Source organism: Pseudomonas sp. AIG (assembly GCF_977020205.1).
On record NZ_CDROCK010000061.1, the window covers coordinates 21,157 to 40,897 of the forward strand.

A 19,741-nucleotide genomic window follows, 5' to 3' on the forward strand; every position below is an offset into this window, starting at 1 on the left:
GCTGCCGAAGGCTGCGATCTTTTGATCTTGCTTTTAAAAATCAACATCAAAAGATCGCAGCCTTCGGCAGCTCCTACAGGGGATTTGGGTACTCTCTGGGATTATTACACCCCCGGTAATGCACTCTTGATTGATCCAGGTTTGTACCCCGCCCCCCGCAAGGCATAAGCTTCGCCCCCTACGACTTTCGTCTCATCTTCCGTTTTCAGGAAAGGCCCCATGTCCAGTCAGTTCCCCGAAGCACGTCCCCGCCGTCTGCGCCGCAATGCGAGCCTGCGCAGCCTGTTCCAGGAAACCGAATTCAGCCTGAATGATCTGGTGCTGCCGATTTTCGTCGAAGAAGACATCGACGACTTCGTGCCGATCAACAGCATGCCGGGTGTGATGCGCATTCCCGAGCGCAAACTGGCCAGCGAAATCGAGCGCTATGCCCGTGCCGGCGTCAAGTCGGTGATGACCTTCGGCGTGTCCCACCATCTGGACAGCAACGGCAGCGACACCTGGCGCGAAGACGGTCTGGTCTCGCGCATGTCGCGCATTGCCAAAGATGCCGTGCCGGAGATGATCGTGATGTCCGACACCTGCTTCTGCGAATACACCGATCACGGCCACTGCGGCGTGATGCACAACCATGAAGTCGACAACGACCAGACCCTGATCAACCTCGGCAAACAGGCTGTAGCCGCTGCCCGCGCCGGTGCCGACGTAATCGCGCCATCGGCAGCGATGGACGGTCAGGTGCGGGCGATTCGTCAGGCCCTGGATGCGGCCGGATTTACTCAAATTCCGATCATGGCCTATTCGACCAAATTTGCTTCGGCGCTCTACGGCCCGTTCCGCGAGGCCGGTGGCAGCGCGCTCAAGGGCGACCGCAAAAGCTATCAGATGAACCCGATGAACCGCCGTGAAGCACTGCGCGAATCGCTGCTCGACGAGCAGGAAGGCGCCGATGCGCTGATGGTCAAACCGGCCGGTGCTTACCTCGACATCATCCGCGATATCCGCGAGGCCTCGAACCTGCCGCTGGCGGCGTATCAGGTCAGTGGCGAGTACGCGATGATCAAGTTCGGTGCACAGGCCGGGGCGATCGATGAGGATCGCGTGGTGCGTGAGAGCCTGGGCGCGATCAAGCGTGCGGGTGCGGATTTGATCTTCACTTACTTTGCGATGGATCTGGCCTTGGCCGGGATCTAAGTAACACCGCAAATCCAAACTGTAGGAGTGAGCCTGCTCGCGATAGCGGTGTATCAGTCAACATTGATGTCGGCTGATACACCGCTATCGCGAGCAGGCTCACTCCTACAGGGTTTTGTGGTGGGTCAGGGACAGTTGAAGTAGGGCCGGATGCCGTGATCGCGGAAGTAGCGTTCAATCACCTTCGGATCCGCACTGTTTTCAGCAATCGCCACATACGTATCCGGGCGCAGCAGATAAAAGCCATTGCGCCCCAATCCTGCCGTGTCAAACGCCGGACGCCAGTCGAACACATGCAGCGGCAGGTGATGTTCGTGGCACCAGGCAATCATCTCGTCGCTGGTGTCGCCGTAGACATGCACCTGCCAGCACGGCTGGCGTAGCGGCTCGTAATTATCCCCCTCACCATCATGCGCCCACGGCAAACGGTCACCGCCGTGGACGTGGCCGGCTGCGCCCTGGCTCAGCGGCATGCCGCGGTAGTTGAGGGTGACCTGCGACACCGTGCGAAAGAGGAACTCGCGACTGGCCTCGAACGAAGCCATTTTCGGGATCAGAAACGGCGCCACACGCATGCGCAGCAAGTCAGCCATGCGCCCCTCGGCAGTGACGAAGCTGAAGACTTTGTCGGTGGTCGACACCAGTCGACGGGCGAAGGCAATGCGTTCGGTTTCGTAGCTGTCGAGCAGGCTCGGCTCGGCGCCGCCGCTGAGCACAGCGGCGAGTTTCCACGCCAGATTGATCGCGTCGCCAATCCCGGTGTTCATGCCCTGACCGCCCGCCGGGCTGTGCACATGCGCGGCATCGCCGAGCAGAAACGCGCGGCCACTGCGGAAATGCTCGGCCACGCGGTGATGCACGCGGTAGGTCGAGAACCAGTGCACGTCTTCGATGTGCACCTTGAGATGTTCGATGGCGCGGCTGCTGACATCGGAAAATTCCAGGGTTTCGGCGCGATCCGCACGCTCGTCCCGCACGGTGCCGATCAGCCTTGCGCGGCCTTCGCCGGCGAGAGGAAACACGGCGAGGAAGTCCGCCTCATCCAGATCCAGGTGCAACTCGCCGTTCATTGCCGGGCCGCTGGCCTTGACGTCGGCGACATAGAAAATCTGCTGATACGTGCCGCCGGGGAAACCGCTGTCGAGGGTTTTGCGCACCACTGAGCGGGCGCCGTCACAGCCGGCCAGATAACAGGCCTGGCAGATTTCCTGCTCGCCATCGGGCAGGCGCAAATGCGCGGTGAGGCCATCGCCGGTTTCCTCGAAACTGTCCAGCGTGGTGTTGCGTTCGACCGTAATGCCATAGTCTTCAAGACGCTCGATCAGCAGCCGTTCGTGCTCATCCTGCGGAAATATTTCGACGAACGCGTAGGGCGTCAGGCCTTCGCCGATGCGGTTCAGCGGTAATTGCGCGACCGGTTTGCCGTTGACCCAGAAATTCGCCGCCGCCACCCGATGGCCGTTGCGCACCACGGTGTCAGCAAGGTCCAGTTGCCGGTACAACTCGAGGGTGCGCGCCTGCACCGCCAGCGCTCGCGAAGTGGTGCCGGGCGCGGAGGTTTTATCGATGATGCGCACGCGCACGCCGAGTTTGCTCAGCCACAGGGCCAGCACCAGACCGGTCGGGCCGGCGCCGATGATCAGAACGTCGCTGCGGTTCATGGGCCTGTCCTCCGTTTGCTGTGCAGCAAGTATGGATCAGAAGGAGAGGGTGGCCAGTTGATCGGCCAGACGGAAAAAGGCTCCGCAGCGGTGAGGCTGCGGGGCCTTTTTCGGGTGTTCGACGGGAGGGCTGTTGTGCTGCGTAGATCCGGGCCCCTCACCCCAGCCCTCACCCCAGCCCTCTCCCGAGGGAGAGGGAGCCGATTTGGGTGCTTTTCAAAACCTGAGTCCGACTCGATATTTCAAGTCGGCGTAATTTGCAAGAACACCACGGTCAGTCCCCTCTCCATTAAAAGGCGAGGGGGAAAGGGAGCCGATTTGGGTGCCTTTCAAAACCTGAGTTCAACTCGGTGGCACACGTCGGCGGAACTCGAAAGAACACCGCAATCAGTCCCCTCTCCCTTTGGGAGAGGGTTAGGGTGAGGGGCTTTTCAGCGTTAGAAATCAATAGTCCCGGACAACTTCGCCACCCGCGGCTCACCCTGAGTCAGATACCCGCCCTGAGCCGATTCCCAGTACTTCTTGTTCGCCAGGTTCTCCACGCCCAGACGCAACGTCACGTCCTTCTCCGACACCTTGAACGCATAACGCGCGCCGGCATCGAAGCGGTTCCAGGTCGGCAGGCTCAGATTGTTCGCCGCATCGGCGTATTGACCGCCGGTACGCAGCATCCGCGCATTCAGTGCTACGCCTTGCAGGCCGGGCACGTCCCAATCCGCACCGGCGTTGAACTGGAAGGTCGGCACACCGATCGCACGGTTGCCGTCGTTGGCGCCGTTGAGGGTGTTCTTCAGTTCGGTGTCCATCAGGGTCAAGCCGCTGATCAGGCGCAGGCCCTGGATCGGCTCGCCGAACACGTTCATTTCCACGCCTTTGTTGATCTGCTCGCCTTCACGCACGTAGGTGCAGGTGGTGGCGCTGTCGATGTTGCAGTAACCGTCGCTCGGCTGTTCGATGCGATAGACACCCAGGCTGGCGCCGTAAGTGCCCATGTCGACCTTCACCCCGACTTCGGTCTGCTTCGAGCGCGCCGGTGCGTAGACTTCGTTGCCGTTGGTCACGCGAAAGCCGCCGGTGCTGGTCGGCGAGGTCGGGCCCTGGGCCAGGCCTTCGATGTGGTTGGCGTAGAACGACACGTGTTCCCACGGCTTGAACACCACGCCATACACCGGTGTGGTGATCGATTCGTCGTAGCTCGACTTGCGATCGCCGCTGCCCCAGCTGGCGTAGTTGTAACCTTGCACCACCAGTTGCTGGCGACGCAGGCCGGCGGTGACCAGCAGGCGATCATCGAAGAAACCGAGGGTGTCGGAGAGTGCGATGCTGCGGTTGAAGGTTTTGCCGACGATACCGGGATCATTCAAATCACCACCGGCAAAATTGCCCACCGGCGACGGCGTCTGCACCGGGTGGTAGATGTTATTGGCGTACTGGGTCAGGTCGAAATCGTAGGCGCTGCGCTGCTCAGCCCAGATACCGGTCAGCCCGAAGTTGACCTTGTGACTGATCGCGCCGGTATTGAATTTGCCGTTGAGGCCAGCCATGACGCTGGTGTTGTCTTCATCGTGGGGGATGAACGAGCCGGTAGTGAACGACGCGCCGCTGTTGCCGACCAACGTGGTCGAGTTGTAACGCCCGACTTCGCGGGTGTGCTTGGCGCCGCCGGCTGCATAGGCGGTCCAGTTGTCGTTCAGGTCGTACTCGGCGCGGAGCATGCCGAAAGTGTCTTCGATGTCGGTGTAGCCCCACTTCGGCGCGTAGTTGGTGTCGGCCGATGGCGCATCCGGAATGTGTGTGGCAGTGCCGAGGTTGACCGAGTTGCGGCCACCGTTGACGCGTTCTTTCTGGTAGGCGAAGTCGCCGGAGAGGCGCAGGGCGTCACCGCGATAATCGAGGCCGATGGCGAACAGTTTCGAGCGCTGGTTTTCGTGATCGATGCCGGTGTCGCCTTCGCGCTGGGACAGGTTGATCCGTGCACCGAAGCGGTTGTCTTCACCGAAGCGCTGGCCAATGTCGAAGTGATGACCGATGCGACCTTCGCTGTTGATGTCGGTGGTGTAACGACGCAGCGGCACGTCGCCGGCGCGTTTTGGTTGCAGGTTGACGCCACCGCCAATGCCGGAACCGGTCGGGGTCACGCCATTGATAAAGGCGTTCGGACCTTTGAACACTTCCACGCGCTCCAGCGCATCGGTGGAAATGATCTGCCGTGGCAACACGCCGTAGAGGCCGTTATAGGAAATGTCGTCGCCGGTCAGCGGCAGGCCGCGGATCATGAAAATCTGCGCCTGGTTAGAGAAACCCGAGGCCTGGCGCACCGACGAATCGTTGAGCAATACGTCGGCGACGTCTTCGGCCTGCTGATCCTGAATCAATTGTTCGGTGTAGGAGGCGGCGCTGAACGGCACGTCCATCATGTCCTGATTTCCCAGCACGCCGAGCTGGCCGCCACGGGCGACCTGACCACCCGCGTAAACCGGGGGCAGGGCGTTAGGCGTCGGGGCTTGGGCGTTGACGTTGACGTCGTCCAGCACCAACGCTTTGGTATCGCCTTCGGCGGCGTAAGCGGTGACAGTCAGGGAGCACAGCAGGGCGAGAAGCGTCGGGCGAAACGGGACGGCGAGTCGAGCTGGAACGGGCATGTAGGGACCTGGAGGCACGCGGCCGGTGAGAAAAATAAGGGCGGCGCGGGAACTCCTTGCGCAAATGCGACTCCAGGTGCAAATGATAGGTTTTCTCAGTAACGTTTTGCAATCAGTTTGTCATCACCTCTTCAAAACCCATATTTCTGTGTAGGAGCTGCCGAAGGCTGCGATCTTTTGATCTCGTTTTTAAAATCAAAGTCAAAAGATCGTCCGATCGCGGCCCGAGCCTTCGGCAGCTCCTACACGGATTGTGTATGGTGTTCGGGCTTAATGGACTGGATGGAGCAACATGCACAGCCTTCGATTACCGATCACGCTCGCCGCACTGCTGGTGCTCGCCGGTTGCGCCGGGCAGCGCAGCCAGGAACCGCTGCCCCGTGCCCCCGCTGAAGTAAAGGCTGAGATCGTGCGGCTGTTGCCGGCCAAGACCGCCGATCGCCAAGGCTGGGCCACCGATATCTACGCTGCATTTGCCGCGCAGAACATCAGCCCGACCACGCAGAATCTGTGTTCGGTGCTGGCCGTGGCCGAACAGGAATCCACCTTCCAGGCCGACCCTACAGTGCCCGGTCTGGGCAAAATCGCCCGCGACGAAATCGACCGCCGCGCTGCCAAAGTGCATATCCCCAGCCTGTTGGTCAGTGGTGCATTGCAAGTGCGCTCAACCAATGGCAAGACCTACAGCGAACGCCTGAACGCGGCGCGCAGTGAAAAAGAACTCAGCGCCATTTTCGACGACTTCATCGGCCGGGTGCCGATGGGGCGCACGCTGTTTGGTGGCTTCAACCCGGTGCACACCGGCGGGCCGATGCAGGTCAGCATCGAGTTTGCCGAACAGCACGCCAAGGATTATCCCTACCCGGTGGATGGCACGATCCGCCGCGAAGTGTTCAGCCGCCGGGGTGGCATGTATTTCGGCATCGCGCATTTGCTCGGCTATCCGGTGAGTTATCGCGAGCCGCTGTACCGGTTTGCTGATTTCAATGCCGGTTGGTACGCCAGTCGCAACGCGGCATTTCAAAACGCGGTGAGCCGCGCTTCGGGCATTCCACTGGCACTCGATGGCGATCTGATCCGCTACGACTCGATCATGCCCGGCGGCACGGAACTGGCGGTGCGAACCCTCGGCAAGTCGCTGGGCATGCGCAACCCGACTATTCGCGATCAGCTAGAGAAGGGCAAAACCCTGGAGTTCGAAGAGACCAAGCTCTATCAGCGAGTGTTCGAACTGGCGGAGCAAGCGGAGGGGAAAAAGCTGCCGCGCGCGGTGTTGCCGGGGATCGTGCTGCAAAGCCCGAAGATTACCCGCAAACTCACGACGGCGTGGTTCGCCAAGCGCGTGGACGAGCGCTACAAACGCTGCATGGCCAAGGCCGGGTAAAACACACCGACATAAAAAACCCGGCTAGGGCAGCCGGGTTTCTCTGGGGTGTTGCGCTTACAGCCAATCATCAGGCAACGCGGCGTTCGAGCAGACGATCAGCGCCACCTTCAGCGACGCGACGTTCGATCAGACGATCCGAACCACCTTCAGCAACGCGACGTTCGATCAGATGATCCGAGCCACCTTCGGCAACGCGGCGTTCAAGCAGACGATCCGAGCCACCTTCGGCAACGCGGCGTTCGAGCAGACGATCCGAACCACCTTCAGCAACGCGACGTTCAAGCAGACGATCAGCGCCACCTTCGGCAACGCGACGTTCGATCAGACGATCTGAACCACCTTCAGCAACGCGACGTTCAAGCAGACGATCCGAACCACCTTCAGCCAAACGACTTTCGATCAGTTTGTCCGAGCCGCCTTCGGCGATCATGGTGTGGGCCGGGGTAGCGGCGAAAGCGTTGATAGCGAAGACCGAGAAAGCGATTCCGAGAAGAGTTTGGCGTTTCATGATGGTGTGCTCCGGGGTGTTGTTGGTTGGTATGGAGCAGATGTTACGCCCGGGATTTTTTATGAGAACTTCATTGCCGTGATGGTGAACATCGATGCCGATGATGGTAGCCAGGAGCCGCAGAGCAGAGCCTCACAGCACCTTCACAGCGCGCCCGATCGCCTGAATCGGCCCGGTCGGTTTGCCGATCGGCGAGCCATTGGCGCCCTCAAGTGTCAGCTCGAATAGCTGATTGGGTTGCAGCGGCGGCAATTTGTCCAACGGCACCGATAACGCCTGTCCAGGCTTGACCAACCCTAGCGAAACCGGCCCCTGCCAGCCGTCAGCCTTGGTCCAGAATTCCAGCGCCTTGTCTGCCGGCACCTCAACCACACCGAGCGGAATCAACTGAATTTCCCGCGAGTTGCTCGCCTGAATCACCCAGCCCGGGGCCTTGTCCTGCGGCGCAACCAGCACCACCAGATAGCTGGGTTTCGGCGTGGTCTGGGTCAGCAGGATCGAGCCCAGTATCAACGTCGCGGCCAATCCGGCCGCACTCAATCCGCGCCAGAGCGGCAGCAGATTCCACCATGAGGTCGATGGCACTTTCGGCGTGAGTCGTTCGAGACTGCGCTCGATCCTCGGCCACAACTGCGCCGAGGGTTGTTGCGCGGGCGCCAGGTCGGTCAACTCCAGCAGGCGCCGCTCCCAGGCGTCCACCGCTGCACGCAATTCGGGGTCATTCGGCAAGCGCCGTTGCACCTCGATGCGCTGCTCGGTCGGCAGCGTGCCGAGCACATATTCGCCGGCCAGTTCATCGCGGTCCTGCGCCGATTCAGTGGTCATCCCATGCACTCCCGCAACGCGTTGAGGCTGCGTTTGATCCACGCTTTGACGGTGCCCAGCGGCGTGTCGAGGCGTGCGGCAATCTGCGCGTGACTGTAGCCATCGACATAGGCGTGCAGGATGCAGTTGCGGCGTTGCGGCTCCAGTTGTTCCAGACAACCGTGGATGCGCGCCGAATGCGCGGGAGCGTCGTACCCGTAGTCGGCCACAGCGACCTCGTGGACTTCGTCGAATGGCGTTTCCCGCCCGTGATCACGCAGCAGATTCAGCGCCAGATGCCGGGTCACACTGAACATCCAGCCACGCGCCGAACCGCGCGCCGGGTCAAACCCCGCCGCGCCGTTCCAGATCTTGATAAACGCCTCATGAACAATGTCCTCCGCCAGCGCCGTGTCGCGCACCAGCCGCTTGGCAACACCGAGCAGACGCGGGCCTTCCTGCATATACAAATCGCGCAGGGCCGCGCGCTCGCCTCGGGCACAGGCAGCGAGGCGGGCTTCGTAATCGAACGCGGATTCGGCTAAAGGCATGTCGTGCAATCTAGCTCACATTCCCCAAACATCCAGAACACATAATTCCCCTTGTAGGCCTTCGCCTGCTCGCGATAGCGGTGTGTCAGCAGCATATTCTTCACTGATACACCGCTATCGCGAGCAGGCGAAGGCCTACAGGGGATTTGTGGTGTTCCGGAGATCAGTTCGCCGCCCAGAAAATGTAATCGGCCTGATACTTCACGACTTCCTGCTTGCCCTTGTTCGCCGCTGTGCATTCGCTGCCCGGTGCCACGCCGCCCTTGAGCGCGACACGCTGGATGTAACTCACGCCACTCATCGCGCCTTTGCCCTCGGCCGGGTTGGCCTTGACCAGTTGATAGGGCAGGTTGCCCGGAGTCGACGGCGCCACGGCCAATTGCGTACCGGTGACTTTCGAACCGTCCTTGGCCTGCCAGGTGGCCGGCGGGCCGAAGTAAGTGCCGACTTGTTTGCCGCTGCGATCATTGAGCACCGCTTTCGGGCCGACGAAGGTCCACTCGGTCTGTCCGGCCGCGTTGGGTTTGTCGCGGCATTCGTAAGTGATCTCGCCGACCCCGGTGGTTTCCAGGGCGATCTTGTGGCCATCCGGGACTTTGATCGCGTCGGGGTAACTGCTTTGGGCGAAGGTCGTCGAGGACAGGGCGAGCAAACCGGTGAAGCCAATCAGCTGGGTGATGTTCATCAGTGTTATCTCCGAAAAGGGTAGACCGCTGGCAGCCGAAAAGGGCTGTTACAGGGACTACCCGTGGCGGAGGCGTTTGGATGCAGTGCCCGGAAAATAAATTTCAATGGCCCACCCCAATCCCTTGTAGGAGTGAGCCTGCTCGCGATGGCGGTGGGTCAGTCAAAACTTATGTCACTGGGATACCGCTATCGCGAGCAGGCTCACTCCTACAGGGTTCTTCATTCGGCTTGAGGCCGGAGGCTTTCAGGAGTTCCTGGGTATAAGGGTGTTTGGGCGCGGCGAAAATCTCGCGTGAAGAGCCTTGCTCAACCACCTTGCCATCCTTGATCACCATCAAGTCATGCGCCAACGCATGCACCACCGCCAGATCATGGCTGATGAACAAATACGTCAGCCCATGTTTGATCTGTAATTGCCGCAACAACTCCACCACCTGCTTCTGCACCGTGCGATCCAGCGCCGACGTCGGTTCATCGAGCAGAATCAGCGCCGGTTCCAGCACCAGCGCACGGGCGATGGAAATGCGTTGGCGCTGCCCACCGGAAAATTCGTGGGGATAACGATGGCGGCTCTGCGGATCGAGGCCAACTTCCTCCAGCACCCGAATCACCGCCGCCTCACGCTCGGCTTCAGTGCCGATGCCGTGGGTCAGTAACCCCTCGGCAATGATCTGCTGCACCGACATCCGTGGGCTGAGGCTGCCGAACGGATCCTGGAACACCACTTGAATCTGCCGCCGCAACGGCCGCATCAAGCGCTGATTGAGCAGGCTCAGTTGCTTGTTGCCGAAACGGATATTGCCCTCCGATTCGACCAGCCGCAGGATCGCCTGACCCAGCGTCGACTTGCCCGAACCCGACTCGCCGACAATCCCCAAGGTCTTACCGCGTTGCAGGGTGAAACTGACGCCGTCCACCGCTTTGATGTAATCCTGCTGGCGACTGAACAACGCTTTGGGCAGCGGAAACCAGACCTTCAAATCATCGACTTCAAGCAGATTGTGATCGTACTCACTCGGCACCGGCGCGCCGCTGGGTTCCGCCTCGATCAACAAGCGGCTGTAAGGATGCTGCGGCGCCCGAAACAGCGCTTCGCAATCGGCCTGTTCGACGATCTCGCCATGGCGCATCACGCAAACGCGCTGAGCGATACGGCGCACCAGATTGAGGTCATGGCTGATCAGCAACAGCGACATGCCCAGCCGTTGCTGAAGCTCGATCAGCAGTTCGAGAATCTTCTGCTGCACCGTCACATCCAGCGCCGTCGTCGGCTCATCGGCAATCAACAACTCCGGCTCGTTGGCCAGCGCCATGGCGATCATCACCCGTTGCCGCTGACCGCCGGAGAGCTGATGTGGATAGGCTTTCAAACGCTGCAACGGCTGGCGAATCCCGACCAGTTCTAGCAACTCCAATGTCCGTTCGCGGGCAGCGCGGCCCTTCAGGCCTTTGTGAATCTCCAGCACCTCGCTGACCTGCTTTTCCACCGTGTGCAAAGGATTCAGTGAGGTCATCGGCTCCTGAAAAATCATCGCAATGCGGTTGCCGCGCAAACCGCGCATCTGCTGCTCGCTGGCGTGCAATAAATCCACGCCGTTGTAGCGGATCGCGCCGCTGCTGCTGACGTTCTTGCCCGGCAACAAACGCAGGATCGAATGCGCCGTCACCGACTTGCCCGAGCCGGATTCACCGACCAGTGCCAGGCATTCGCCACGGCGAATATCGAGGTTCAAACCATGCACCACTTCCTGCCCGGCGAAGGCCACGCGCAGGTCGCGAATCTCGATCAAATTGTCTTTCATGTCAGCTCCGGGGATCGAATGCATCACGGCAAGCCTCACCAATAAAAACCAACAAAGACAGAATCAGCGCCAGGGCGAAAAACGCCGTCAGCCCCAGCCACGGCGCTTGCAGATTGCGCTTGGCCTGACCGATCAATTCGCCCAGCGACGCGGTACCGGCCGGCATGCCGAAGCCGAGAAAGTCCAGCGCGGTCAGCGTGGCGATGGCGCCGGTCAGAATGAACGGCAGGTAGGTGAGGGTGGAGGTCATCGCGTTGGGCAGGATGTGCCGGCACATCAGTTCGTTATCGGTCAGGCCCAGCGCTCGCGCAGCTTTGACGTATTCCAGATTGCGTCCACGCAGAAACTCGGCACGCACGACATCGACCAATGCCAGCCAGGAAAACAGCGCCATGATCCCCAGCAGCCACCAGAAACTCGGCGAGACGAAGCCGGACAAAATGATCAGCAGGTACAGCACCGGCAACCCCGACCAGATCTCCAGCACCCGTTGCCCGAGCAAGTCGACCCAACCGCCGTAATAACCCTGCAACGCCCCGGCAACGATGCCGATCAACGCACTGATGGCGGTAAGGATCAGCGCAAACAGAATCGAAATCCGTGTGCCGAAAATCACCCGCGCCAACACGTCGCGCGCCTGATCGTCGGTGCCCAGCCAGTTGCTTGAAGAAGGCGGACTCGGCGCCGGTTCACTGAGGTCGTAATTGACTGTGTCGTAGCTGAACGGAATCGGCGGAAACAGCATCCAGCCGCCCTGATCCTCGATCAGTTTGTGCACGTAACCGCTGGCGTAATCCGGCTGAAACGGCAGCTCGCCACCGAAATCGGTTTCCAGGTAATCGCTGAGGATCGGAAAGTAGAAAGCGTCGTGATAACGGATCACCAACGGCTTGTCGTTGGCGATCAATTCACCGCCAAGACAAATCAGACATAGTCCGATAAACAGCCACAACGACCAGCGTCCGCGCCGGTTGGCCTTGAATTGCGCCACGCGACGCTGACCAAGGGGAGAAAGAGTGAACATCAGGCAGTCCTCGCCGAGAAGTCGATGCGCGGGTCGAGCAGGGTGTAACAGAGGTCGCCGATCAGCTTGATCAACAGGCCGAACAGGGTGAACAGAAACAGCGCGCCGAACACCACCGGATAGTCGCGCGACACCGCCGCTTCGTAGCTCATGCGTCCGAGGCCGTCGAGGTTGAAGATGGTTTCGATCAGCAGGGAGCCGGCGAAAAACACCTCGATCAGTGCCGACGGCACACCGGCCACCACCAACAACATGGCGTTGCGAAACACATGGCCGTAGAGCACGCGTCTCTCGGTCAAACCCTTGGCCCTTGCGGTGATCACGTACTGACGGCTGATCTCGTTGAGGAAGCTGTTTTTGGTCAGGATCGTCAGGGTGGCGAAGCCGCCGATCACCAGCGCCGTCACCGGCAATACCAGGTGCCAGAGGTAATCGCCAATCTTGCCCAGTGTGCTGAGGCTGTCGAAGTTATCCGAGACCAAGCCCTGCACTGGAAACCAGTTGACGTAGCTGCCACCGGCAAACACCACGATCAACAGAATCGCGAAGAGGAACGCCGGCATCGCATAGCCGATGATGATTGCCGTGCTGCTCCAGACATCAAACGCGCTGCCGTTCCTGATCGCTTTGCGAATGCCCAGCGGGATCGAAATCAGGTAGGTGATCAACGTTGCCCACAAGCCCAGCGACAGCGACACCGGCAGCTTCTGCACGATCAGATCGGTGACCTTGGCGCCGCGAAAGAAACTGCTGCCCAGATCCAGCTGCGCGTAGTTTTTCAGCATCAACCACAGGCGTTCGTGCAGCGGCTTGTCGAAGCCGTAATGGTGTTTGATCTCCTCGATCAGCGCCGGATCGAGACCACGGCTGCTGCGCCCGGCACCGCCAATCGCGGCAACCTCGCCACCACCGCCCATGCTGTGCCCGCCGAAGCCTTGCAGACGGGCAATGGCTTGCTCGACCGGACCACCCGGCGCAGCCTGCACAATCAGAAAATTCACCACCAGAATGCACAGCAACGTGGGGATGATCAGCAGCAAACGTCGACTCAAATAACGCAGCATGTCACTGACCCCCCGCGAGTTGGCTGTGCATCTGTTGCGTGGTCAGCGCCTTGGCCGACACCTCCCACCAAGTGTTGAGGCCTTCGTCGTAGGCCGGTTGCACGGGCGGCATGCCGAAGCGGTTCTGATACACCGTCGGCGTGCCTTTGGAGTAGTAGTTGGGAATCATGTAGTAACCCCATTGCAGCACCCGATCGAGGGCGCGGGCGTAATGCACCATGGCTTCGCGGGTGTTGGCCTGGACCAGTCCGTCGATCAGTTGATCGACCGCCGGGTTGGTCAGCACCATTGAGTTGGAACTGCCGATTTGTGTGGCACTTTGCGAGGCATACAGGCTGTACAACTCGCGGCCTGGGGAGACGATCGGATCGCCGCTGCGCGGGAAACTGGTGACGATCATGTCGTAGTCGCGGGCGTTGAGGCGGTTGACGTATTGCGCCGAATCGATCCGGCGCAAATTCAGGGTGATGCCGATCTGCGCGAGGGTGCGTTTGAACGGCAGCAGCATGCGATCGAAGCCACCCTGACCGTCGAGGAAAGTGAACTCCAGCGGCTCACCGGCAGCGTTGACCAGACGATTGTGTTGCGGCGTCCAGCCGGCCTCGGCAAGCAGCTTCAGCGCTTGCAGTTGCTTGTCGCGGATGTAGCCGCTGCCGTCGGTTTTCGGCGCCTGATAAACCTCGGTAAAGACTTCGTCGGGGACCTGCCCACGCAGCGGTTCGAGGATCTTCAATTCCTCGGCGTCGGGCAAGGCGGTGGCGGCCATTTCGCTCTTCGGCCAGAAGCTGTTCTGGCGCACGTAGAAGCCGCGCATCATCTGCTTGTTGGTCCACTCGAAATCCCACAGCAGGCTGATCGCCTGACGCACGCGGCGATCATGGAAGATCGGGTTTTGCAGGTTGAACACGAAGCCCTGCGCCGCCGTCGGTTTCTCCGGCGCCAGAATCGACTGCTGCAAACGACCATCACGCAGTGCCGGGCTGTCGTAACCGACCACGTAACCGGACGAGGAAAATTCGCGGTTGTAGTCGAACGCGCCGGCCTGCAACAGTTGGCGGGCGACGTCGGTGTCGCCGTAGAAATTCACCGTGAGGGTGTCGAAGTTGTACATCCCGCGACTGACCGGCAGGTCCTTGCCCCACCAGTCCGGATCGCGCTGGAAACTGATGCTGCGCCCGGCGTCGACCTTGCTCACCCGGTACGGGCCGCTGCCCAGCGGTGGCTCGAAACCACCGCCATTGGCGAAGTCACGGGTTTGCCACCAGTGCTCGGGGACCACGCGCATCGTCGCCAAGTCCAGTGCGAGGGTGCGGTTGAGGTTGTTCTTGAAGGTGAACCGCACCTGTCGCGGGCCTTCGATCAGCACGTCCTGGACATCGGCGTATTGCTGGCGATAGCTCAGGCTGCCCTTGGTCATCAGCAGGTTGAAGGTGTAGCGCACGTCTTCAGCGGTGATCGGCGTGCCGTCGGCGAAACGTGCTTTTGGATTGAGGGTGAAACGCACCCAGAGTCCATCGGGATCGCGCTCGATCTGCTGGGCGACCAATGCGTAGACGGTGTAGGGCTCGTCGAGCGAACGGAACGCCAACGGCGAGTACACCCAGTCATTGACCTGCACCACGGAAATGCCCTGATCGGCATACGGGCTGATGTAGTTGTACTGGCCGATCTCCATCGACGCGCGGCTGAGCGAACCGCCCTTGGGCGCCTTCGGATCGACGAAGTCGAAGTGCTGGAAGTTCGCCGGATACTTCGGCGCCTCGCCGTACACCGTCAGCGCATAACTGCCAGCGGCCAGCGCCGAGGTGCCGGTGCACAGCAGCGCACTGCCCAGAAGCAGGCCCGCCAAGTTGCGCAAAAAACTCATGCAATCACTCCTCAAAATCCCTGAAGGAACCCGGATCCCTGTGGGAGCGAGCTTGCTCGCGAATGCGGTATATCAGCGAAGGATGTGTTGACTGACACGACGCCTTCGCGAGCAAGCTCGCTCCCACATTGGGGTTGTGGTATTTCCGGTTAGAAGTGGTAAGTCATGCGCGCAAACAAGGTACGGCCCAGCGGGTCGGTGTAGCGCGGGTCATAGCCGCTCTGGAAGTTGTAGGCCTGGTTGGAGAACGGCGGATTGCGGTCGAACACGTTCTTCATCCCGGCATCGACATCCAGCACCTTGTTGAAGGTGTAACCGGCCGACAGGTCCCACACCGAATACGAGGCCACGCGCGCGTGGGTATCACGGTCGTAGTCGTTGTAACCGGTAGTGAAGCGGTTGGTCAGCGCCGCCCGCGCTGCGCCGAAGGTCCAGCTGCCGGTGAGGTTGTGCTTCCAGCGGGCGATCACGCCGTCACCCTGGAAGTCGCCGACCTTATCGGTGAACGGGCCTTTGATGGTGCTCTGGAAGTCGTACTCGTCAACATAGGTGCCTTGCAGGCCCAGACCGAACTGACCGTACGGCGTGTTCGGAAAGCGGTAATCCAGCGACACATCGACACCGTTGGTTTCAACGATGCCGAGGTTGGCGTTGCCGGTGACGATGTAATTGAGCGTGCCGTCGGCGTTGCGCACGAAGCGGTCCGGGTAGGAACCGGCCTGATCAAACACGGTGGATTCCGGGAACGGCTGGATCTGGTTGGAGATGTGAATCCACCAGAAATCCAGACCTACCGAGAGGTTGTTGATCGGCTGATAGACGAAGCCGAGGGTCACGTTACGGGCCTTTTCCGGGGCCAGGTCTTCGTTGCCGCCAATCTGATTGAGGAACTGCTGACCGCAATCGCGGCCGCCGTTGCCGCCCGGTTGCACGACACCGCCGGTACACAGCACCGGGTCGTTGTAGTAGCCCTGGGTGTAGGTGATGCTGCGCGGCGAATACAGCTCGTACAGCGACGGCGCACGGAAGCCTTCACTGTAGGCGCCGCGTACCACCAGCTCTTTCAACGGCTGATAACGGAACGAGTATTTCGGGTTGGTGGTGCTGCCGAAGTCACTGTATTTGTCGTGACGCACGGCGGCGGACAGTTCCAGGCTGTCGAGCACCGGCACGTTGATTTCCGCGTACGCAGCTTTCACGCTGCGGTCACCTTCGACACTGCCAGCCGGGTCGATGCCGAGGCTCTGGATGTCGCCGGCGAACGACTCGAAGTCCTGATGGAATTTCTCTTTGCGGTACTCGCCACCCAGGGCCAGACCGGACGGGCCGGCGCCGAACCAGTCGCCGATTTCACGACTGATACGACCATCGAAACCGGCTACACGGCCCACAGCAGTGGAATAGGCGCCGTGATACGCCGCGTTATCGATGTACTGCTGACCGGCGGCGGACTGCGGGCCGAACGGGTTGAGCAAACCGCTGGCCAGACCGTTGATCATCGCTTGATCGCTGACATACCCGCTGGTGACGCTGGAGACGATTTTGTTCTGGTTGTACGAGGCGCCGACGTTGTAATCCCAACCACCGACCAGACCATCGAAGCTGAGCAGGAAGCGCTGGCTGGTGTTCTGGTCTTTCGATTCACGTGGGCCGGCCGCAGTTTCACGCCAGTTGACGTCGACCGGTTGGGTCGGGTCGAGGGCGAAATCGGTCGGCGCCGGGGTGATGCCGTTGCCGGGGTAGTAGGGCGACGAGCCGTCGAGGCTCAGGCCGGTCAGTGGCGCCGGGCCGACCGCCGTGGCGTTGTTGTTGCGCGACCAGAAGTATTCGAGGTTGACGTTGTGATCGTCGCCGAGTTTGCCGGTGGTCTTGCCGAAGAACGAGGTCTTCTCGGTTTGCGGCACCAGGTCGATGAATTCACGGGTGCTGAAGCGGCACAAGCCGTCGCGGGCGATCAGGTTGGGGCCGTTGCAATTGCTGTTGGCCAACGGGTTGGTGGCGTTGCCGTTCTGGCTGTAGTTGCCGGGAAACGCGGTGCCGGAAGTCTGATCCAGACCGCGACCGGGGGCGTAGTCGGTGGCAAAAGAGCGGTCGTTGGCGTCGAGGTTCTGCTGCTTGTTGTAGTTGAACACGCCGAGAACGTTGAAGCGGTCTTCGTCCAGATCGCCGTAGCCCCAACTGGCGCTCATGTCTTTGGTTTGGCCGCCGCCGCTGTGGGTCGGGGTTTCGCCGCCGAGGGTCAATTGGCCGTCAGTCAGGGATTTCTTGGTGATGAAGTTGATCACGCCGCCGATGGCGTCGGTGCCGTACAGGGCCGAGGCGCCGTCGCGCAGCACTTCGACGCGTTCGATGGCGGCAAACGGGATCATGTTCAGATCCACCGCGCCGCCGGCCGAGTTGGTCCCCGACAAGGCGTTGTTGGCCAGGCGTCGACCGTTGAGCAGCACCAGCGTCTTGTTCGCGCCGATACCGCGCATGTCTGCAAACGAGGCGCCGCCAGTGGCCGCGCCGACCGATCCGGCACTGTTGTTGATCGATTGGCTGCCGGTGATGCGCTGCACCAGTTCGGCGGTGGTGGTCACGCCCTGTTTGCGCAGCTCATCGGCCTTGAGAATGGTGATCGGCACCGCCGTTTCCGCATCGACCCGGCGAATCGCCGAACCGGTCACTTCGACCCGTTGCAGTTGCGTGGTCGGCGCTACCACTGCCGCTGCCGCCGGGACGGCAGCGTTGTCGTCCTCGGCCGCTTGCACGGAGCCGGCGCCCATCCCCATGGCCACCAGATACAACGGAACAAAACGGTGGCGAGAAATCGTTGCCACCAAGGGTTTGAGCGTGAAGCGTGGAGTGTTCATCAGCATGGTTATTTCCGACTTTTTAGACGTTATCGAATTGGCCTTGTGAGCCCCTCATTGCTCCGCTATCGGTGATACCGCGTGCGGAAAACCACTTTCTTCAAGCAAGCCGATCCCCTCCGAAGACGCGTGGCGTTTTTTCGGTCGGCTGGTTGCGACGGGAGTCAGCGAACGGTGGCGGGCGTGTCCCTCAAGGCGCGCCCGCCACCGCACTCAGTGGGTGGTCATCACCGATATTTTGGTAATGCCCGAGCGTTCGATAGACGCCATGGCCTTGGCCACCTGGCCGTAATTGACGGCGGAGTCGGCCTGCAACTGCACGCGCACCTCGCTGTCCTTGGCCTTGACCTCTTTGAGGCTGGCTTCCAGCGATTCCGGGGCCAGCTCGGTTTTCGCCAGATAGAACTTGCCGTCCTGATCGACGCTGACCACCACCGGGTCTTTCTTCTCGGCAGGGGCGACGGCGTCGGTTTTCGGCAAGTTGACTTTGATTGCGTTGGTCATCAGCGGTGCGGTGACGATGAACACCACCAGCAGCACGAGCATCACGTCGACCAGTGGCGTGACGTTCATTTCGCTGAGCACTTCATCGCTGTCTTGAGTGGAAAAGGACATCAGCTGGCCTCCCGCACGGCGGCTGTGGTTTTGCTGGCGATGGCCTGACGGCTGATGGAAAACGCACTGCGCGAGGCGAGAGCGTCGAAGTCGTGGGCGAAGTCATCCATGTCGGCCGAAGCGAGCTTCAAGCGACGCAGGAAGAAGTTGTAAATCAGCACCGCCGGTACGGCGACGGCGATACCGACACCGGTGGCGATCAGCGCGTGACCGATCGGCCCAGCGACCGCTTCAAGGCTGGCCGAGCCGGTTTCGCCGATGCTTTTCAGCGCTTCCATGATTCCCCACACGGTGCCGAACAGGCCAATGAACGGCGCGGTGCTGCCGATACTGGCGAGAATTGCCTGGCCGTTTTCCAGCGAGCGGCGTTCCTTCTGGATCTGCTGGCGCAGGTTGCGCTCCAGGCGCTCCGAGCGGTTGATGGTGTGCGCCAATTGCTGCGTGGTGCGCGGCGAATCTTCCACCAGCAGCGCCTCGAAACCGCTGCTGGCGATGCGCGCCAGCGAACCCGGATATTGACTGGCGTGTTCGGCGGCGGTGAGCAGATCCGGCGCGCCCCAGAAGGCTTTTGTGAATTGTTTGTTCTGCGCTTTCTGGCGCAGGTACTGCGCCGACTTGACCAGCAGGATCGCCCAGCTGACCACGGAAAACAGCACCAGACCCCAGAGCACGCCGGGGACAATCATCGAAGACAAATCGTTCATGGTGACACCTCGCTTGCGTTATTCGGTTGTGCGTTGATTGAGCGTTCGGTTATTGCGGCAATTTGAAATCGATGGTCTGCGTGGCGAAGCCGTCAATCGGCGTGTCCCCGCGTTTGGCCGGAATAAATTTCCAGTTCTTTACGGCGGCGACGGCCGCGTCATCCAGTTGCGGTTTGCCGCTGGATTTGGTCACCGTCACCGAGCCGGCGCGCCCGTTGGCCAGTACCTGAATGCGCAGCACCACGCTGCCTTCCCAGTTGCGGCGCAGGGCCAGCGACGGATATTCCGGCGGCGGGTTGCCGAGGCTGGCGAGACCGGAAATCGCTGCCGACTCCTTGACCGGACCCGGCGTGGCGGCAGGGGCCGGCGGTGCGCT

Annotated in this window: 16 protein-coding genes; 2 read left to right on the forward strand and 14 right to left on the reverse strand. The window is 61.0% G+C overall.

Annotation, left to right across the window (positions count from 1 at the left end; genetic code table 11):
- The first annotated feature begins 219 nt into the window (after positions 1 to 219).
- The gene (gene hemB / locus ACWR1S_RS26705; protein WP_454565594.1) at positions 220 to 1,194 is read left to right on the forward strand and encodes a porphobilinogen synthase; all 975 of its coding nucleotides are present in this window, start codon (positions 220 to 222) and stop codon (positions 1,192 to 1,194) included.
- Positions 1,195 to 1,319: 125 nt separating this feature from the next.
- Here hemB and ACWR1S_RS26710 read toward each other — a convergent pair whose 3' ends face one another.
- Positions 1,320 to 2,855 (reverse strand): FAD-dependent oxidoreductase, encoded by a 1,536-nt coding sequence (locus tag ACWR1S_RS26710; RefSeq protein ID WP_454565595.1) that lies wholly within the window; start codon positions 2,853 to 2,855, stop codon positions 1,320 to 1,322.
- Positions 2,856 to 3,292: 437 nt separating this feature from the next.
- Positions 3,293 to 5,497, reverse strand: a complete 2,205-nt coding sequence (locus tag ACWR1S_RS26715; RefSeq protein WP_454565596.1) for a TonB-dependent receptor — start codon at positions 5,495 to 5,497, stop codon at positions 3,293 to 3,295.
- A gap of 292 nt (positions 5,498 to 5,789) precedes the next feature.
- Between ACWR1S_RS26715 and ACWR1S_RS26720 the strand changes: the two genes are divergently transcribed.
- Positions 5,790 to 6,881, forward strand: coding sequence for a DUF1615 domain-containing protein (locus tag ACWR1S_RS26720; RefSeq protein WP_454565597.1), 1,092 nt, complete (start codon positions 5,790 to 5,792; stop codon positions 6,879 to 6,881).
- Positions 6,882 to 6,951: 70 nt separating this feature from the next.
- Here ACWR1S_RS26720 and ACWR1S_RS26725 read toward each other — a convergent pair whose 3' ends face one another.
- The 12 genes from ACWR1S_RS26725 to ACWR1S_RS26780 all read right to left on the reverse strand — a co-directional run.
- The gene (locus tag ACWR1S_RS26725; protein ID WP_454565598.1) at positions 6,952 to 7,392 is read right to left on the reverse strand and encodes a phage infection protein; all 441 of its coding nucleotides are present in this window, start codon (positions 7,390 to 7,392) and stop codon (positions 6,952 to 6,954) included.
- Between the two features lie 132 nt (positions 7,393 to 7,524).
- Positions 7,525 to 8,217 carry an anti-sigma factor gene (locus tag ACWR1S_RS26730; protein ID WP_454565599.1) on the reverse strand — a complete coding sequence of 231 codons (693 nt, stop codon included), beginning with the start codon at positions 8,215 to 8,217 and terminating at the stop codon, positions 7,525 to 7,527.
- On the reverse strand, positions 8,214 to 8,747 hold the full coding sequence (locus ACWR1S_RS26735) for a sigma-70 family RNA polymerase sigma factor (protein WP_454565600.1): 534 nt from the start codon (positions 8,745 to 8,747) through the stop codon (positions 8,214 to 8,216). Before ACWR1S_RS26735 ends, ACWR1S_RS26730 begins: the two co-directional genes overlap by 4 nt.
- 163 nt (positions 8,748 to 8,910) lie before the next feature.
- Positions 8,911 to 9,432: a DUF3455 domain-containing protein gene (locus tag ACWR1S_RS26740; protein ID WP_454565601.1), complete on the reverse strand. Its 522-nt coding sequence runs from the start codon at positions 9,430 to 9,432 to the stop codon at positions 8,911 to 8,913.
- 169 nt (positions 9,433 to 9,601) lie between these two features.
- On the reverse strand, positions 9,602 to 11,236 hold the full coding sequence (locus ACWR1S_RS26745) for an ABC transporter ATP-binding protein (protein ID WP_454565602.1): 1,635 nt from the start codon (positions 11,234 to 11,236) through the stop codon (positions 9,602 to 9,604).
- A 1-nt stretch (position 11,237) separates the two neighbouring features.
- A complete protein-coding gene (locus tag ACWR1S_RS26750) occupies positions 11,238 to 12,260 on the reverse strand; it encodes an ABC transporter permease (protein ID WP_454565603.1) in 1,023 nt (340 codons plus the stop codon).
- Positions 12,260 to 13,324, reverse strand: a complete 1,065-nt coding sequence (locus ACWR1S_RS26755) for a microcin C ABC transporter permease YejB (protein WP_454565604.1) — start codon at positions 13,322 to 13,324, stop codon at positions 12,260 to 12,262. Before ACWR1S_RS26755 ends, ACWR1S_RS26750 begins: the two co-directional genes overlap by 1 nt.
- Before the next feature lies 1 nt (position 13,325).
- Positions 13,326 to 15,191 carry an extracellular solute-binding protein gene (locus ACWR1S_RS26760; protein WP_454565605.1) on the reverse strand — a complete coding sequence of 622 codons (1,866 nt, stop codon included), beginning with the start codon at positions 15,189 to 15,191 and terminating at the stop codon, positions 13,326 to 13,328.
- A 149-nt stretch (positions 15,192 to 15,340) separates the two neighbouring features.
- Positions 15,341 to 18,052 (reverse strand): TonB-dependent receptor, encoded by a 2,712-nt coding sequence (locus tag ACWR1S_RS26765; protein WP_454565606.1) that lies wholly within the window; start codon positions 18,050 to 18,052, stop codon positions 15,341 to 15,343.
- A gap of 207 nt (positions 18,053 to 18,259) precedes the next feature.
- The gene (locus ACWR1S_RS26770) at positions 18,260 to 18,661 is read right to left on the reverse strand and encodes an ExbD/TolR family protein (protein WP_093433931.1); all 402 of its coding nucleotides are present in this window, start codon (positions 18,659 to 18,661) and stop codon (positions 18,260 to 18,262) included.
- Positions 18,661 to 19,347: a MotA/TolQ/ExbB proton channel family protein gene (locus tag ACWR1S_RS26775; protein ID WP_454565608.1), complete on the reverse strand. Its 687-nt coding sequence runs from the start codon at positions 19,345 to 19,347 to the stop codon at positions 18,661 to 18,663. The genes ACWR1S_RS26770 and ACWR1S_RS26775 overlap by 1 nt, the downstream gene beginning before the upstream one ends.
- Before the next feature lie 67 nt (positions 19,348 to 19,414).
- Positions 19,415 to 19,741: energy transducer TonB (locus ACWR1S_RS26780; protein WP_454565607.1), on the reverse strand; the 327-nt coding region annotated here is incomplete at its 5' end.

Excerpts from the sequence above, each read along its gene's own strand:
- ACWR1S_RS26725 (WP_454565598.1), bottom strand. The coding sequence starts at position 7,392 with ATGAAACGCCAAACTCTTCTCGGAATCGCTTTCTCGGTCTTCGCTATC.
- hemB (WP_454565594.1), top strand. The coding sequence starts at position 220 with ATGTCCAGTCAGTTCCCCGAAGCACGTCCCCGCCGTCTGCGCCGCAAT.
- ACWR1S_RS26720 (WP_454565597.1), top strand. The coding sequence starts at position 5,790 with ATGCACAGCCTTCGATTACCGATCACGCTCGCCGCACTGCTGGTGCTC.
- ACWR1S_RS26730 (WP_454565599.1), bottom strand. The coding sequence starts at position 8,217 with ATGACCACTGAATCGGCGCAGGACCGCGATGAACTGGCCGGCGAATAT.
- ACWR1S_RS26710 (WP_454565595.1), bottom strand. The coding sequence starts at position 2,855 with ATGAACCGCAGCGACGTTCTGATCATCGGCGCCGGCCCGACCGGTCTG.
- ACWR1S_RS26745 (WP_454565602.1), bottom strand. The coding sequence starts at position 11,236 with ATGAAAGACAATTTGATCGAGATTCGCGACCTGCGCGTGGCCTTCGCC.
- ACWR1S_RS26735 (WP_454565600.1), bottom strand. The coding sequence starts at position 8,747 with ATGCCTTTAGCCGAATCCGCGTTCGATTACGAAGCCCGCCTCGCTGCC.
- ACWR1S_RS26715 (WP_454565596.1), bottom strand. The coding sequence starts at position 5,497 with ATGCCCGTTCCAGCTCGACTCGCCGTCCCGTTTCGCCCGACGCTTCTC.
- ACWR1S_RS26755 (WP_454565604.1), bottom strand. The coding sequence starts at position 13,324 with ATGCTGCGTTATTTGAGTCGACGTTTGCTGCTGATCATCCCCACGTTG.
- ACWR1S_RS26750 (WP_454565603.1), bottom strand. The coding sequence starts at position 12,260 with ATGTTCACTCTTTCTCCCCTTGGTCAGCGTCGCGTGGCGCAATTCAAG.
- ACWR1S_RS26760 (WP_454565605.1), bottom strand. The coding sequence starts at position 15,191 with ATGAGTTTTTTGCGCAACTTGGCGGGCCTGCTTCTGGGCAGTGCGCTG.
- ACWR1S_RS26765 (WP_454565606.1), bottom strand. The coding sequence starts at position 18,052 with ATGCTGATGAACACTCCACGCTTCACGCTCAAACCCTTGGTGGCAACG.
- ACWR1S_RS26740 (WP_454565601.1), bottom strand. The coding sequence starts at position 9,432 with ATGAACATCACCCAGCTGATTGGCTTCACCGGTTTGCTCGCCCTGTCC.
- ACWR1S_RS26775 (WP_454565608.1), bottom strand. The coding sequence starts at position 19,347 with ATGATTGTCCCCGGCGTGCTCTGGGGTCTGGTGCTGTTTTCCGTGGTC.
- ACWR1S_RS26770 (WP_093433931.1), bottom strand. The coding sequence starts at position 18,661 with ATGTCCTTTTCCACTCAAGACAGCGATGAAGTGCTCAGCGAAATGAAC.